Here is an 11810-nt window from a genome sequence, read left to right as displayed (position 1 = left end):
CCGTGATCACAGCACCCTCACCTACACAGGCCACGACGACGGCACGCCGCCGCTTCCCAGCGTTGGGTGCGCTGGGTGCAGCCCTCGCCGTCGTCGTTCTTTCTGTTGTCAGCCTGTTCATCGGTGTCAGCGACGTTTCGCCGGCAACGCTGCTCTCCGACTCGGATGACGGTGCCGCCGGGCGAATCCTGCTGATCAGCCGTATTCCCCGGACCCTCGCCATCCTCCTGACCGGGACGGCCCTCGGAGTGGCCGGGCTCATCATGCAGCTGATGGCGCGCAACAAGTTCGTGGAGCCCTCGACGGTGGGTACCGTGGAGTCGGCGATGCTCGGCATCCTCGTAGTGACAGTGATGCTCCCCGCCGCCCCGCTGTTGGCGAAGATGGGGGTGGCCGCGGTCTTCGCCGTCGCCGGGACCGCCCTCTTCCTGCTGGTACTGCGGCGCGTGCCCCTGCGCAATACCCTGATCGTTCCGCTGGTTGGCATCATGCTCGGCGGCATCATCGGCGCCGTCACCACCTTCTTCGCCTACCGGTTCGATCTCCTCCAGAGCCTCAACAGTTGGATGGTCGGTGACTTCTCCGGTGTCATAGCCGGCCGGTATGAGTTCCTCTGGCTGGTCGCAGCCCTCACCGTGGTGGGCTACCTCGCAGCCGACCGGTTCACCGTCGCCGGGATGGGGAGCGAGTTCACCACCAACCTGGGCCTGAACTACCGGGCCGTGATGACCCTGGGACTCGTAATCGTCTCCCTGATCAGCGCCGTCGTCGTTGTTACGGTGGGCGCGTTGCCCTTCCTCGGCCTCCTGGTGCCGAATCTCGTCTCGCTGCTGATCGGCGACAACGTGCGCCGATCAGTGCCCTGGGTGGCCCTGACCGGAGCCGGGCTGGTGCTGCTCTGCGACATCGTCGGCCGGCTGATCCGCTTTCCCTACGAGATCCCCGTAGGTACCGTCCTGTCCGTCGTCGGAGCCGCCGGCTTCCTCTACCTCCTGCTGAGGAGCCGCCGCCGTGCCGCCTAACCCGCTTCCTTCCGCGCTGACCGTACGACGACGGCTGCCCGCCAGGAGCGTGGGTCCCCGCACCTGGATACTGGTGCTGGGACTCCTGACGGCGGGACTGGTGGTCATCTTCATGACAATCGGTCTGTCCGGCAATCTGTCCTACGTGCTGCCATTGCGAGCCAATAAGGTAGCCGCCATGCTGCTGGTGGCCTACGCCGTCGGAGTTTCGACCGTGCTCTTCCAGACGGTCACCGGCAACAGGATCCTCACACCGTCGATCATGGGCTTCGACGCGCTGTACATCCTCCTGCAGACCTTTCTGGCCTTCACCATTGGCACCCAGGCTCTCCTCACCATGGGGGCAGGCACGCGCTTCGTCCTGGAAGTCCTGCTAATGGTCGGATTCTCCTGGCTGCTCTACCGGTGGCTTTTCATCGGGGGTGGGAAGTCCCTGCACCTCGTCCTGCTGGTCGGCATCATCTTCGGCACCCTGTTCCGGGGAATGTCCTCCCTGCTGCAGCGGCTGATCGATCCCAGCGAATTCGTGGTGCTGCAGGACCTGTTCTTCGCCAGCTTCACCAACGTGGACCCGTCCCTGCTGGGCGTCTCCACACTGGCCATCCTTGCCGCCAGCGCCGTGGGGTGGCGGATACGAAACCAGTTCGACGTCCTTGCCCTCGGCCGGGAAACCGCCCTCAGCCTCGGCGTGGACCACAAGCGCACGGTCACCCGGGTGCTGCTTATCTGCTCGGCGCTCGTGGCTGTGTCCACCGCACTGGTTGGCCCCATAACCTTCTTCGGCCTGCTCGTGGCCTCACTGGCGTACCAGCTTTCCGCGGTCTTCCGGCACAAGTACGTCCTGGCGCTTGCCGTGCTGCTCGGCGCCATCGCGCTGATCGGTGGGCAACTGGTCCTCGAGCGGGTCTTCGGGTTCGACACGGCCCTGAGCATCGTCATTGAGTTCGTCGGCGGAATCGTCTTCATTGCCCTGCTCCTGAAAGGTTCGATCAAATGATCCAACTGTCCGGCGTAACCAAGGCGTACGGCGCCGAGACCGTCGTCGACTCCGTCACGGCCACGATCCGCCAGGGCGGCATCACCTCGATCATCGGCCCCAACGGAGCCGGGAAGTCCACCCTCCTGTCGATGATGAGCAGGCTGCTCCCCCTGGTCAGCGGCTCGGTGGTGATTGAAGGCATGGACGTCAGCACGACGGCGAGCAACACTCTCGCACGAAAGATGGCGATCCTGCGACAGGACAACCAGCTCACTGTCCGTCTGACGGTGCGCGACCTGGTGGGATTCGGACGGTTCCCCCACAACCAGGGCAGGCCAACCGCTCAGGACCGCATTCACATCGATCGCGCCCTGGACTACCTGGACCTCGGCACGATGGCCCACCGTTTCGTGGACGAGCTCTCCGGCGGGCAGCGGCAACGGGCATTCATCGCCATGGTGCTGGCCCAGGACACAGATTACATTTTCCTTGACGAGCCGTTGAACAACCTCGACATGAAGCACTCCGTCGACCTGATGCGTCTGCTGCGCCGCACCGCTGAGGATCTCGGCAAGACGGTGGTGCTGGTCATCCATGACATCAACTTCGCCTCCTGCTACTCGGACGCCATCATCGCGATGCGGGATGGGGCGGTGGTGCACCACGGCACTCCCGCCGAACTCATGCATACGCACCTGCTCCGCGAGGTGTACGACATCGATATCCGCGTGGAGGAAATCGACGGCAACCGGATCGGCGTCTATTTCGCCTGAGCGCTTGGCGCCCTGGCACAGCCCTACCCTGACACAACGTCCGTCCGATGGGGCAGGATGGGAACCATGCGAGCCCCCATGGACTTCGATGTACTGGTGATTGGCGCCGGGCCGGCGGGTATGGCCGCCGCAACCCGCTCAGCGGAGCTGGGAGCGCGCACCGGCGTCGTCGAACGTGCCCGGCTGGGCGGCACCTGCGTGAATTCGGGGTGTGTCCCCACGCGGGTGCTCGCAAAGACTGCGCGGCTGTATCGGGAAGTGCGCACGGCCCGCGAGTACGGGATCGTGGTGCACGAACCCGCGGTTGACTGGCCTCAACTTGTCCGGCGGGTGCGTTCCACGGTTGACCGCGTTCTGGAGGCCAAAGGGTACGACGAAACCATGCGGCGCCTGAAAATCACGCTGCTGGAGGGCGAGGCATCCTTCACAGGCCCGCGGGAGCTCCTGATTGACGGCCGTACGGTGACCGCGGCCTCGATCATCCTGTGCGTCGGCGGAAGTGCACGGCGGCTTCCCATCCCGGGCGCAGAACATGCCGTGCTTCCCCACGAAGTGCTGGACCTTCCGCAGCTTCCCAGCGCCGTCGCCATCATCGGTGGAGGCCACACCGGCGCCCAGCTTGCGACAATCTTCGACGCGTTGGGGTCACGGGTGACCCTCCTCGATGTAGCCCCACGCATCCTCACGACGGAGGACGACGACGTCTCCACCGCCGTCACCGACGGCTTCCGTTCGCGAGGGGTAAGCGTGGAGGTCGGCATCAGCGGCGTGGACGGGATTGACCAGCACGACGACGGCCTTGAGCTTCGCTGGCGGGGAACCGACGGTGCTCAAACTGCCCGCGTTGGAGCCGTTGTCATGGCTGCCGGGTGGCCGGCGAATGTCGAGGGTCTCGGGCTGGATGCCGCCGGCGTCGCCACCGAGCGGAACGCCATTCCCGTGGATGACTATCTGCGCTCCAATGTCCCGCACATCTTTGTTGCCGGTGATGCCAACGGAACATCCATGCTGGTTCAGGCCGCAGTGTTCGAGGGGGAAACGGCCGCGGAGAACGCTGTCCTTGGCGCACACCGCACCACGCCGCACCATCTGTTGCCTGAAGGCGGTTTTACCGACCCGGACTATGCCGGGGTAGGTCTTACCGAAGCCCAGGCGAAGGAACGCGACCCGGAGTGCGCCGTCGTCGTGGTCCCATACGGCGCGGCGGAGCGTCCCATCATTGATGACCGGGAGCAGGGTTTCCTGAAGCTGATCACCGACCGGCACCGGGAATTGATCCTCGGCGCGCACGCGGTCGGTGAGAATGCGGTCGAGGTCATCCAGGCCGTTGCCACCGCGATGGGAGCCGGCACCGACGTTGCCACGCTCGCCCGTGTGAAGTTTGCCTACCCCACCTACAGCGCGATCATCGGCCACGCTGCACGCGCAGCGGTGCGGGGAGCAGGGAAAGACTCCTGGTGATCGGACTGCTACTGTGGGACGAGGATCACTACAAAGCTTGCTTATTACCGGGCGCCCGCGGCACGAAGCCCGGTCCCCGTAGGAGAGCAGTGAGGAGTAGCCATGGGCAGCGCAGAGAAGAAGTTTTCAGTTACCGAGGAATCAGACAGCAAGCACCCGCATGACTGGGGTCGGGCAATGGCCGTAGCGATCAGCCGCCTCGTCGATCTGGCACACGAAGCGGGGGACGTCGTCGAAAACGAGAACCTCTATGGTGAGGACCTCCACCTCTTCGTCGCCGAGACGGAGCACGGCGCAAATATCACGATGTCATGGACGCCTCGGGCGTCGAAGTCCGCCGAACCGGCTGAGCAGGAGTAGATATGAGCGCGCCAAATCCCGATCCGGATCAGGACAAGGTTACGGGGCTGGAACCCGGCGGCGGCGTCCCCCCGGGTGAGACACCTCCCGGCGAGGCCAGTACGGCCGGACCTCAGGGCCACGAGGAAGGGGCGCCGGGCAAGGCCGCGTCGCGAATCTGGCTGGTACTGATCGGCATCTTCGTGCTGCTGGGCCTGCTGTACTTCGTCGGGTACATCGTCGGGCTTTTCACCTAGGCCACCAGGGACACAGTAAAGCGGCCGTGACCCGTGGGGGACGGCCGCTTTACTGTGTGCGCTCACAGTCTGCCCAATCGGGCGTGCGCTTAGTTGCGGTAGTAGTCGCGGAGAGTTGCTTCCTGGTCGGCTGAGAGGCCTTCCTCCACAGTGAAATCCGGCGCGTCCTTGATGGTGTCTTTCGATACCGCAACGTAGAGGTTGTCACCGTCCAACCGGGACCCTGCGAGCGGAACGAAGTTTTCCCTCGTATTCAGCAGCCCGAGCCCCACCGTGATCCAGGCGGGTTGGCGAGTTGCACCGTCAAGGTGCACCTGCGTGACGTTTCCGAGCTTCTCCCCGTTGACGTCCCATGCCGTGGCGGCCTGCAGTTGTTCCAGTTCCAGGTTCTCCATGATGCCTCCGAGCGTCGATAACAAGTGCCCTTACCATTCCAGTGCATCACGCCACCAAAGGCAACGGCGACGCCCGTCGATCTCCCCGGCTGGTTACGCTGCGTCGACCTTTTCGGCCGCCTCGTTCAGCATGGGGAGCCACTTGTCCAGCGCCCAGACCAGGGAGAGCGGGCTGGCTGCGGAGATTGAGAGCGTCAGGGTGTTGTCGGCGTCGGCAACGAGGGCTCCGGACTTGACGGCGGGAATCTGGCTCAGGAGCGGATCTTCACCGATGGCTTCTTTGGTGGCGTCGTCCGGCACCCAGGTGACGAATACATCAGACTCGAGTTCATCGGCGCGCTCAGCGGACCAGGGGAAGAAGAATTCCTCGCCCTTGGTGTTCTCGGTGACAACGTCAGCAAGCTCCATGCCGATCTGGGTGAGGAAGCGCGGCCGGTTGTCGCTTGCCGTGTAGACGTTCACGCCCTCGGCGTTGGCGGGCTCGAGGTTGCCGAAGATGAAGGACTTTCCTTCGATCGCCGGGTACTCAGCGGCAGCTTCGGTGATCTTGTCCTCGGTATCAGCGACAAGCTGCTCCGCCTCTGCGGTCAGGCCGAGCGCCTCACCGACCAGCGCGGTGGATTCCTGCCAGGCAGTACCGTAGGCCACCTCGGGGTAGGCCACCACCGGCGCGATCTCGCTGAGGGTGTTGTACTCCTCCTCGGTGAGGCCGGAATAAGCAGCGAGGATAACGTCCGGGTTGGTTGCAGCAATCTCGTCGAAGGCTATCCCGTCAGCCTCGGAGTACTGGGCCGGCGCGTTGTCTGAACCGATGGCGGCCCCCAGCTCCTCAAGCTTCGCGTCCTTCCACGGCGTGGAGCCCTGCTCGTTTCCACCGTACTCATCCAGCGGCATACCTACGGGCACTACGCCGAGCGCGAGCGCAACATCGGCGTTGACCCAGGAGACGGTCGCGACGCGCTCGGGCTTCTCCTCGAGAACAGTCTCACCGAAAGCGTGCTCGATGGTGACGGGGAACGCCTCGGCGGAGCCGGCTTCGTTCGCACCGGCTGCTTCCGAACCGCCTCCGGCCGGGCCCGTAGAACAAGCTGAGAGGGACAGAACCGCAACCGCTGCCGCGGCGACAAGTCCGCGCAGGCGTGTGGGGGCCATGGGGGCTCCTTGACTTTCGTGACGGCGATGAACGGACCGTCTGGATGGATACGAAAGTAAGGCTAACCTATGCTCTAACCCATTACGAAATGTTTGTGTTGCGTAATAGGTTCAGCTCCCGGATTTGCGGGCTTTCCGGCTCTCCCTGTCGTTCGCTTTCTGGATTGCGTCCACCAGGCCCTGCTTATTCATGGTGGATCGGCCGGGAACATCCAGCTTTTTGGCGACGTCATACAGGTGCTCCTTGCTGGCGTTCGCGTCCACGCCGCCCGCAGTCGGCTTGCCGCTTCCCCGTCCGCCTTTCGCCTGGTCGTCGGATGGGCCTTTATGGTCCTTCTGCTCCCAGTGGTCGCCCACCTTCTCATGCGTGTGTTTCAGAGCGCTGTAGGCGGTCCGGTGTGCGCGCTCACCGTCCCCGTACTGTTCCTCAGCGGAATCGAGGGTCTTCGCGAACGTTTCCTGCGCCTTTTTGTCCGAGCGCTGCAGGGTGCTTGGCAGGTCGTCGGTCTTGACCTTCCCGGACTTCGTTACCTTCGGCATCGCCTCTGCTCCTTCCGTGTGGGGTAGGGCTTCCATTTTCGAGGCTACCGCTGCAGCTGCAGCGCCGCTACACGTACGACGGCGCCGGGTTCGCTGCAACAGCCCCGAGATATTTCGCGAGCGCGCCCGGCGCGGAACGTGGCGCTTCGGCTTCCACCAGAGCGTTGTAGTTCGTGTTCGTGTTGACGTCATACGTGAGTACGCGCCCATCAACTGACTCCATGAACTCGATCCCGCACACCTCGATGCTGTTCCGCCGGGCGAAGTCCAGGTACTTCGCGATGATCGGGTGGTCGAAACCGCGGCGCAGGCTGAACAGCTGCTGACCTTCCTCGGGTTCGATCGTGGCACCGGGAGGCATGATCGGCTTGCCGGTGTTCGGATCGATGGCGCAGGAATCCGCCGGGCAGAGTTGGAAGCCGCCGCGCGCGGTGTCCGCCTGGATCGCGTAAATGAACTCGCCGCCGACGATTTCCACGCGCGTGATGATCGGCTCGGCTGCCTGAATGAACTCCTGGATGAGCGTGATGCCGTCCTGCGGTTCCTCGAACTCGTCCGAGCTCACGTAGTCGGCCAGTTCGTTGTGACTTTCGAACTTGCGGACGCCGAGACCCTTACCGCCCTGATTGTGCTTGGTGATGAACGGGGTGGGGAAACTCTTTGCTGCTTCGAGAATGTGCTCCCGCCCGACGGCGGCAACCGTACGGGGTGTGTCGATGCCGGCCGCCTTCAACGCGGTCAGTTGGTCCACCTTGCTCATCTCAAGCTCAAGGACTCGCCGCCCGTTGATTGTCCGGCGGCCATGAGCCTCCAGCCAGGACAGGACCGAACGGGCGTACTCCTTGGAGAGTCCGTGTTCCCGGGTGTGTGCCGACGCGCTGATCCTGGACCAGAAGATACCTTCCGGCGGGGTCGAATCCAGGTCGAGGACCCCATCGGTCAGGAGCCACTCCTCGAACTCCAGGCCCTCCTGCTCAAATGCCCGGGCAAAGGGCGGAAACCATTCCGGATTCTCGTGCAGGGCATAGATCTTTGTGGTTTCCGAAGTAGTCATGTTGGGTGCAACCGCTCGGATGGGGGCACTATTCCGGGAATGCCGATGCAGGCAATGAGCTGTACCCGCCGAAATAACGCCCCGGAAACCATCCTGCAACACGATGGCGGGACGCTTGTATCACCGGCGGGAAAGCCGGTTCCATCCTCATCAAGGAGCCGCAATGTCTCTGCTCACCTCCACCGAAATCATCCGAATCCGCGACCTCGGCACGCTGCGCCGGGGAGACACCGTCGAAGCCCATCTCCGGAACGAGCTCCACTACCGCGGACGTGTCGAAGAGACCGCTCCCGGAATCGGCGTCGTGTGGATACGCGACGACGTCGATGGCCGCCGCGCCATCATCCACGCAGATGAGTACGCCATCTGGCAGATCCGGGTGGCTGTTCAGGGGGGCCGCCTCGCCGCATAATCGACGCCTCAGGCCGCGAATGAACGACGGCGGTGGGTTCCCTTCCTGGTGAAGGGAACCCACCGCCGTCGTTGTGGAGTGTGTGCAGCCGCAGCCTAGCGGGTGGGCTCGCGTTCCAGCGCGGCTTCGTGTTCCTCGTGTGCCTGCCTGAGGAGAGCCATGAACTCGGTTTCATTCCGGATGAACCGCTTGTATTTCTCGGGCTGCTTCCGGAGCATCTGCTCCTCGGCGCACATCCTGTCGAAGATGCGCTCACGCTCGTTGATGTCGGTCTCGTAATTGAGGTCCAGGTAGTACGTGGCGTGACGGCGGGCGCCGGAGATGAGGTTCTTCGCCTTGCCCTTGGGACTCAGCAGCGATGCGAGCACCGTGACAATCAGGACCCCGAGGATCACGCTCAGCGACAGGCCGGTCGAAATCTCCACGACCTCGACGTGTTCGCCGTTGTTGATGAACGGCACATTGTTCTCATGCAGGGCGTGCAGGATCAGCTTGACTCCGATGAACCCGAGGATGGCCGCCAGCCCATAGGAAAGGTAGATGAGGCGGTCGAGCAGACCGTCGATGAGGAAGTAGAGCTGGCGCAGCCCCATCAGCGAGAACGCTGTCGCTGTGAAGACAATGAACACGTTCTGGGTGAGCCCGAAGATTGCCGGGATGGAGTCGAGGGCGAACAGGATGTCCGTACCCCCGATGGCCACCATGACCAGCAGCATTGGAGTCAGCACCTTCTTGCCGTTCTCCATCGTGAACAGTTTGTCGCCGTCGTAGTGCTCTGTCGCGGGGAGGAACCGCTTGGCAAGGCGGACCACGATCGGTTCCCTGTCCTCATCGTGCCCGTCGGGCTTGAGGAGATTTCCGGCCGTGAGCAGCAGAATTAAACCGAAGATGTAGAACACCCAGGCGAAAGAGTTGATCAACGCGGCGCCGAGGAAAATGAAGCCGGTTCGCGCAATCAGTGAGAACACAATGCCGAACAGGAGCACCTTCTGCTGGTCTGCCCGTGGAACCTTGAAGGTGCTCATGATGATCAGGAAGACGAAGAGATTGTCCACCGACAGAGCCTTTTCCGTGACGTAGCCCGCGAAGTACTCCGCCCCCATGTCGCCGCCGCCAAAGACAAGCACCCCGATGCCGAACAGCACCGCGATTCCCACGTAGATGGAGGACCACACCGCGGCCTCCTTCAGGGACGGTGTGTGTGCCTTCCGGACGTGGAAAAAGAAATCGAAAAGAAGCAGCCCCACAATGCCGACGATCGTGGCTATCCAGACGACTGTGGGCACTTCCATGCGGGATCTCCTTGTGAGTGGGCTGCCTATTCACCGTAGTTTGACGTTCAGCGCACCTGCAACTGGTTCAGCTACCGGTAGAAACCCCGGCAATCTGCGACCGTGCAGCGTCGATGATTCTGTCGAACCCTGCATCCAGTTCGGAGTCGACCTGCTGCCGGTTGGGATCGGCGTCATACCAGGCGAGGATCTCCCGTGCCCCAAGGGCGAACGGTGTGGTGCAGACAAAGCCGGGCACCAACGCCTTCACCTTCGAGTTGTCGAAGATCACGGAGTGCGACTTGTCCCCCACCAGCTGCGGCCCGAGGTCAGGCAGGTGAGCCGCGATCGTCTGGGAGGCCACGTGGACAAGCTCAGGTTCAGGGGCCCCCGCGGCCTCGGCGAAGATCTGGTAGATGCGGTTCCATGGCAGGAACTCGTCGGAGGTGATCGTGAAACTGTCTCCGATCGCCTGGGGCAATCCGAGCAAGCCGACGAAAGCCTTCGCGAAGTCGGTGCTGTGCGTGAGGGTCCACAGGGACGTCCCGTCCCCGTGGACCAGCACCGGCCGGCCGGCCCGCATGCGCGCGATGTCCGTCCACCCTCCGGTGATGGCGATCTTGGTGTGATCGTATGTGTGGGAAGGACGGACGATGGTGATGGGGAAGCCCTGCTCCCGATACGCGCCCACCAGCAGGTCTTCGCATGCGATCTTGTCACGCGAGTACTGCCAGTAGGGGTTCCGCAGCGGAGTGGACTCTCGGATCGGCAGTGACGCCGGTGGTTTCTGGTAGGCCGAGGCGGAGCTGATGAAGACGTACTGTCCGGTTCGTCCGGCAAACAGTTCGATATCCGCTGCCACGTGATCAGGAGTGAAAGCGACAAAGTCGACGACGACGTCGAACATGCGGTTGCCCAGCGCGGCGCGGACGTCGTCCGGCTTCCGGATATCCGCCTGCACAACTTCCGCCCGCGCCGCCGGCGGACGTTCGGTGGTGCTCCCCCGGTTGAGGATGGTGACCGAGTAGCCGTGGGCGAGCGCCAGATCTACCACGGCGGTGCTGATTACTCCTGTCCCACCGATGCACAGGACCTTCACAGGACGCTCACCACGCGTAATCCTCGGGTGCAGTCTTGTGACCGGGGAAAATTTCATCAAGCGCGGACAGGGTGTCGTCGTCGAGCTTTATCTCCAGGGCACGGAGGCCGCCGTCGAGCTGTTCCTGGGTGCGCGGTCCGATGATCGGTGCGGTCACGGCCGGCTGCGCGAGGAGCCAGGCCAGGCCGAGGTCTGCCGGCGGGTGGCCGAGGGACTCAGCCAGGTCCTCGTAGCGCTGGATCTGGTCGCGGTGCTTGTCGAGGGTGTCCGCGGCCCTGCCCTCAAGGCGGCGGACGCCCTCGTTCTCCTTCTTGAGGACGCCGCTCAGCAGGCCTCCGTGAAGCGGTGACCACGGGATGATGCCGAGCCCGTACTCCTGGGCAGCCGGGAGAACTTCAAGTTCCACAGTGCGCGTCAACAGGTTGTAGATGGATTGCTCGCTGATGAGCCCGGTGTAATTGCGGCGGGCCGCGGCCGCCTGGGCCTGCGCAATGTGCCAGCCGGCGAAATTGCTGCTGCCCGAGTACAGGATTTTGCCCTGCTGGACCGCCACCTCGATGGCCTGCCAGATCTCGTCCCACGGTGTGTTCCGGTCAACATGGTGGAACTGGTACAGGTCGATGTAGTCGGTCTGAAGACGCTTCAGGCTGGCGTCGAGGGCGCGGCGGATATTCAGTGCGGACAGCTTGCCGTTGTTGGGCCACTCGTCCATGTCGCCGTAGAGCTTGGTGGCCAGCACCGTCTTCTCGCGGCGCCCGCCGCCCTTCGCGAACCAGCGGCCGACGATCGCTTCGGTGCGGCCCTTGTTTGTCCCCCACCCGTACACATTCGCAGTATCAAAGAAGTTGATCCCGGAAGCATGCGCCGCGTCCATGATGGAGTGCGCGTCGGCTTCCTCGGTCTTGGGTCCGAAGTTCATCGTGCCGAGGCACAGTCGGGAAACGGAAAGACCGGAGCGGCCAAGGTGGGTGTACTGCATCAGCGAAGTTCTCCTCAGATGGGCAGGGAATACGTTTTCCATCCTGCCAAGTCCTGCTCCCGGGCGCTAGTGGCCCT

At 63.5% G+C, this 11810-nt stretch carries 14 protein-coding genes; 7 read left to right on the top strand and 7 right to left on the bottom strand.

What is annotated here, in order from left to right:
- Nucleotides 1–2 precede the first annotated feature (2 nt).
- From AC5RU3_RS00350 to AC5RU3_RS00325, 6 genes are all read left to right on the top strand, one after another.
- On the top strand, nucleotides 3–1022 hold the full coding sequence (locus tag AC5RU3_RS00350; protein ID WP_493964589.1) for an ABC transporter permease: 1020 nt from the start codon (nucleotides 3–5) through the stop codon (nucleotides 1020–1022).
- Nucleotides 1012–2019, top strand: coding sequence for an iron chelate uptake ABC transporter family permease subunit (locus AC5RU3_RS00345; RefSeq protein ID WP_493964588.1), 1008 nt, complete (start codon nucleotides 1012–1014; stop codon nucleotides 2017–2019). The genes AC5RU3_RS00350 and AC5RU3_RS00345 overlap by 11 nt, the downstream gene beginning before the upstream one ends.
- Nucleotides 2016–2774, top strand: coding sequence for an iron ABC transporter ATP-binding protein (locus tag AC5RU3_RS00340; RefSeq protein WP_493964587.1), 759 nt, complete (start codon nucleotides 2016–2018; stop codon nucleotides 2772–2774). Before AC5RU3_RS00345 ends, AC5RU3_RS00340 begins: the two co-directional genes overlap by 4 nt.
- 66 nt (nucleotides 2775–2840) lie before the next feature.
- Nucleotides 2841–4235 (top strand): dihydrolipoyl dehydrogenase family protein, encoded by a 1395-nt coding sequence (locus tag AC5RU3_RS00335; protein WP_493964586.1) that lies wholly within the window; start codon nucleotides 2841–2843, stop codon nucleotides 4233–4235.
- A gap of 102 nt (nucleotides 4236–4337) precedes the next feature.
- Complete coding sequence (locus AC5RU3_RS00330; RefSeq protein WP_309071984.1) at nucleotides 4338–4595, top strand: hypothetical protein; 258 nt, start codon at nucleotides 4338–4340, stop codon at nucleotides 4593–4595.
- Between the two features lie 2 nt (nucleotides 4596–4597).
- Nucleotides 4598–4831, top strand: coding sequence for a DUF6480 family protein (locus AC5RU3_RS00325; RefSeq protein ID WP_309071985.1), 234 nt, complete (start codon nucleotides 4598–4600; stop codon nucleotides 4829–4831).
- 89 nt (nucleotides 4832–4920) lie between these two features.
- On the opposite strand, the gene AC5RU3_RS00320 is transcribed toward AC5RU3_RS00325, so the two are convergent.
- The 4 genes from AC5RU3_RS00320 to AC5RU3_RS00305 all read right to left on the bottom strand — a co-directional run bounded on the left by AC5RU3_RS00320 (nucleotide 4921) and on the right by AC5RU3_RS00305 (nucleotide 7972).
- The gene (locus AC5RU3_RS00320; RefSeq protein WP_309071986.1) at nucleotides 4921–5226 is read right to left on the bottom strand and encodes a PRC-barrel domain-containing protein; all 306 of its coding nucleotides are present in this window, start codon (nucleotides 5224–5226) and stop codon (nucleotides 4921–4923) included.
- Between the two features lie 93 nt (nucleotides 5227–5319).
- A complete protein-coding gene (locus tag AC5RU3_RS00315) occupies nucleotides 5320–6378 on the bottom strand; it encodes an iron-siderophore ABC transporter substrate-binding protein (protein ID WP_493964585.1) in 1059 nt (352 codons plus the stop codon).
- A 111-nt stretch (nucleotides 6379–6489) separates the two neighbouring features.
- Nucleotides 6490–6918 (bottom strand): ChaB family protein, encoded by a 429-nt coding sequence (locus AC5RU3_RS00310; protein ID WP_493964584.1) that lies wholly within the window; start codon nucleotides 6916–6918, stop codon nucleotides 6490–6492.
- Nucleotides 6919–6985: 67 nt separating this feature from the next.
- Nucleotides 6986–7972, bottom strand: coding sequence for an ATP-grasp domain-containing protein (locus tag AC5RU3_RS00305; protein ID WP_493964583.1), 987 nt, complete (start codon nucleotides 7970–7972; stop codon nucleotides 6986–6988).
- A 163-nt stretch (nucleotides 7973–8135) separates the two neighbouring features.
- Here AC5RU3_RS00305 and AC5RU3_RS00300 point away from each other — a divergent pair, with 163 nt between their 5' ends.
- Nucleotides 8136–8384 carry a hypothetical protein gene (locus tag AC5RU3_RS00300; protein ID WP_493964582.1) on the top strand — a complete coding sequence of 83 codons (249 nt, stop codon included), beginning with the start codon at nucleotides 8136–8138 and terminating at the stop codon, nucleotides 8382–8384.
- Nucleotides 8385–8479: 95 nt separating this feature from the next.
- Here the strand turns inward: AC5RU3_RS00300 and AC5RU3_RS00295 are convergent, their stop codons facing one another.
- The 3 genes from AC5RU3_RS00295 to AC5RU3_RS00285 all read right to left on the bottom strand — a co-directional run bounded on the left by AC5RU3_RS00295 (nucleotide 8480) and on the right by AC5RU3_RS00285 (nucleotide 11733).
- A complete protein-coding gene (locus AC5RU3_RS00295; RefSeq protein WP_493964581.1) occupies nucleotides 8480–9676 on the bottom strand; it encodes a TerC family protein in 1197 nt (398 codons plus the stop codon).
- 67 nt (nucleotides 9677–9743) lie between these two features.
- Nucleotides 9744–10811 carry an SDR family oxidoreductase gene (locus AC5RU3_RS00290; RefSeq protein WP_493964580.1) on the bottom strand — a complete coding sequence of 356 codons (1068 nt, stop codon included), beginning with the start codon at nucleotides 10809–10811 and terminating at the stop codon, nucleotides 9744–9746.
- Nucleotides 10762–11733: an aldo/keto reductase gene (locus tag AC5RU3_RS00285; protein ID WP_493964579.1), complete on the bottom strand. Its 972-nt coding sequence runs from the start codon at nucleotides 11731–11733 to the stop codon at nucleotides 10762–10764. The genes AC5RU3_RS00290 and AC5RU3_RS00285 overlap by 50 nt, the downstream gene beginning before the upstream one ends.
- Nucleotides 11734–11810: the final 77 nt, after the last annotated feature.

It is taken from the genome of Arthrobacter sp. MDB1-55 (assembly GCF_059092925.1).
This window is presented reverse-complemented; position numbering and strand designations above follow the sequence as displayed.

Coding starts and splice junctions, on each gene's coding strand:
- AC5RU3_RS00340 (WP_493964587.1), top strand. CDS start 2,016: ATGATCCAACTGTCCGGCGTAACCAAGGCGTACGGCGCCGAGACCGTC.
- AC5RU3_RS00335 (WP_493964586.1), top strand. CDS start 2,841: ATGCGAGCCCCCATGGACTTCGATGTACTGGTGATTGGCGCCGGGCCG.
- AC5RU3_RS00330 (WP_309071984.1), top strand. CDS start 4,338: ATGGGCAGCGCAGAGAAGAAGTTTTCAGTTACCGAGGAATCAGACAGC.
- AC5RU3_RS00325 (WP_309071985.1), top strand. CDS start 4,598: ATGAGCGCGCCAAATCCCGATCCGGATCAGGACAAGGTTACGGGGCTG.
- AC5RU3_RS00320 (WP_309071986.1), bottom strand. CDS start 5,226: ATGGAGAACCTGGAACTGGAACAACTGCAGGCCGCCACGGCATGGGAC.
- AC5RU3_RS00315 (WP_493964585.1), bottom strand. CDS start 6,378: ATGGCCCCCACACGCCTGCGCGGACTTGTCGCCGCGGCAGCGGTTGCG.
- AC5RU3_RS00310 (WP_493964584.1), bottom strand. CDS start 6,918: ATGCCGAAGGTAACGAAGTCCGGGAAGGTCAAGACCGACGACCTGCCA.
- AC5RU3_RS00305 (WP_493964583.1), bottom strand. CDS start 7,972: ATGACTACTTCGGAAACCACAAAGATCTATGCCCTGCACGAGAATCCG.
- AC5RU3_RS00300 (WP_493964582.1), top strand. CDS start 8,136: ATGTCTCTGCTCACCTCCACCGAAATCATCCGAATCCGCGACCTCGGC.
- AC5RU3_RS00295 (WP_493964581.1), bottom strand. CDS start 9,676: ATGGAAGTGCCCACAGTCGTCTGGATAGCCACGATCGTCGGCATTGTG.
- AC5RU3_RS00290 (WP_493964580.1), bottom strand. CDS start 10,811: ATGAAATTTTCCCCGGTCACAAGACTGCACCCGAGGATTACGCGTGGT.
- AC5RU3_RS00285 (WP_493964579.1), bottom strand. CDS start 11,733: ATGCAGTACACCCACCTTGGCCGCTCCGGTCTTTCCGTTTCCCGACTG.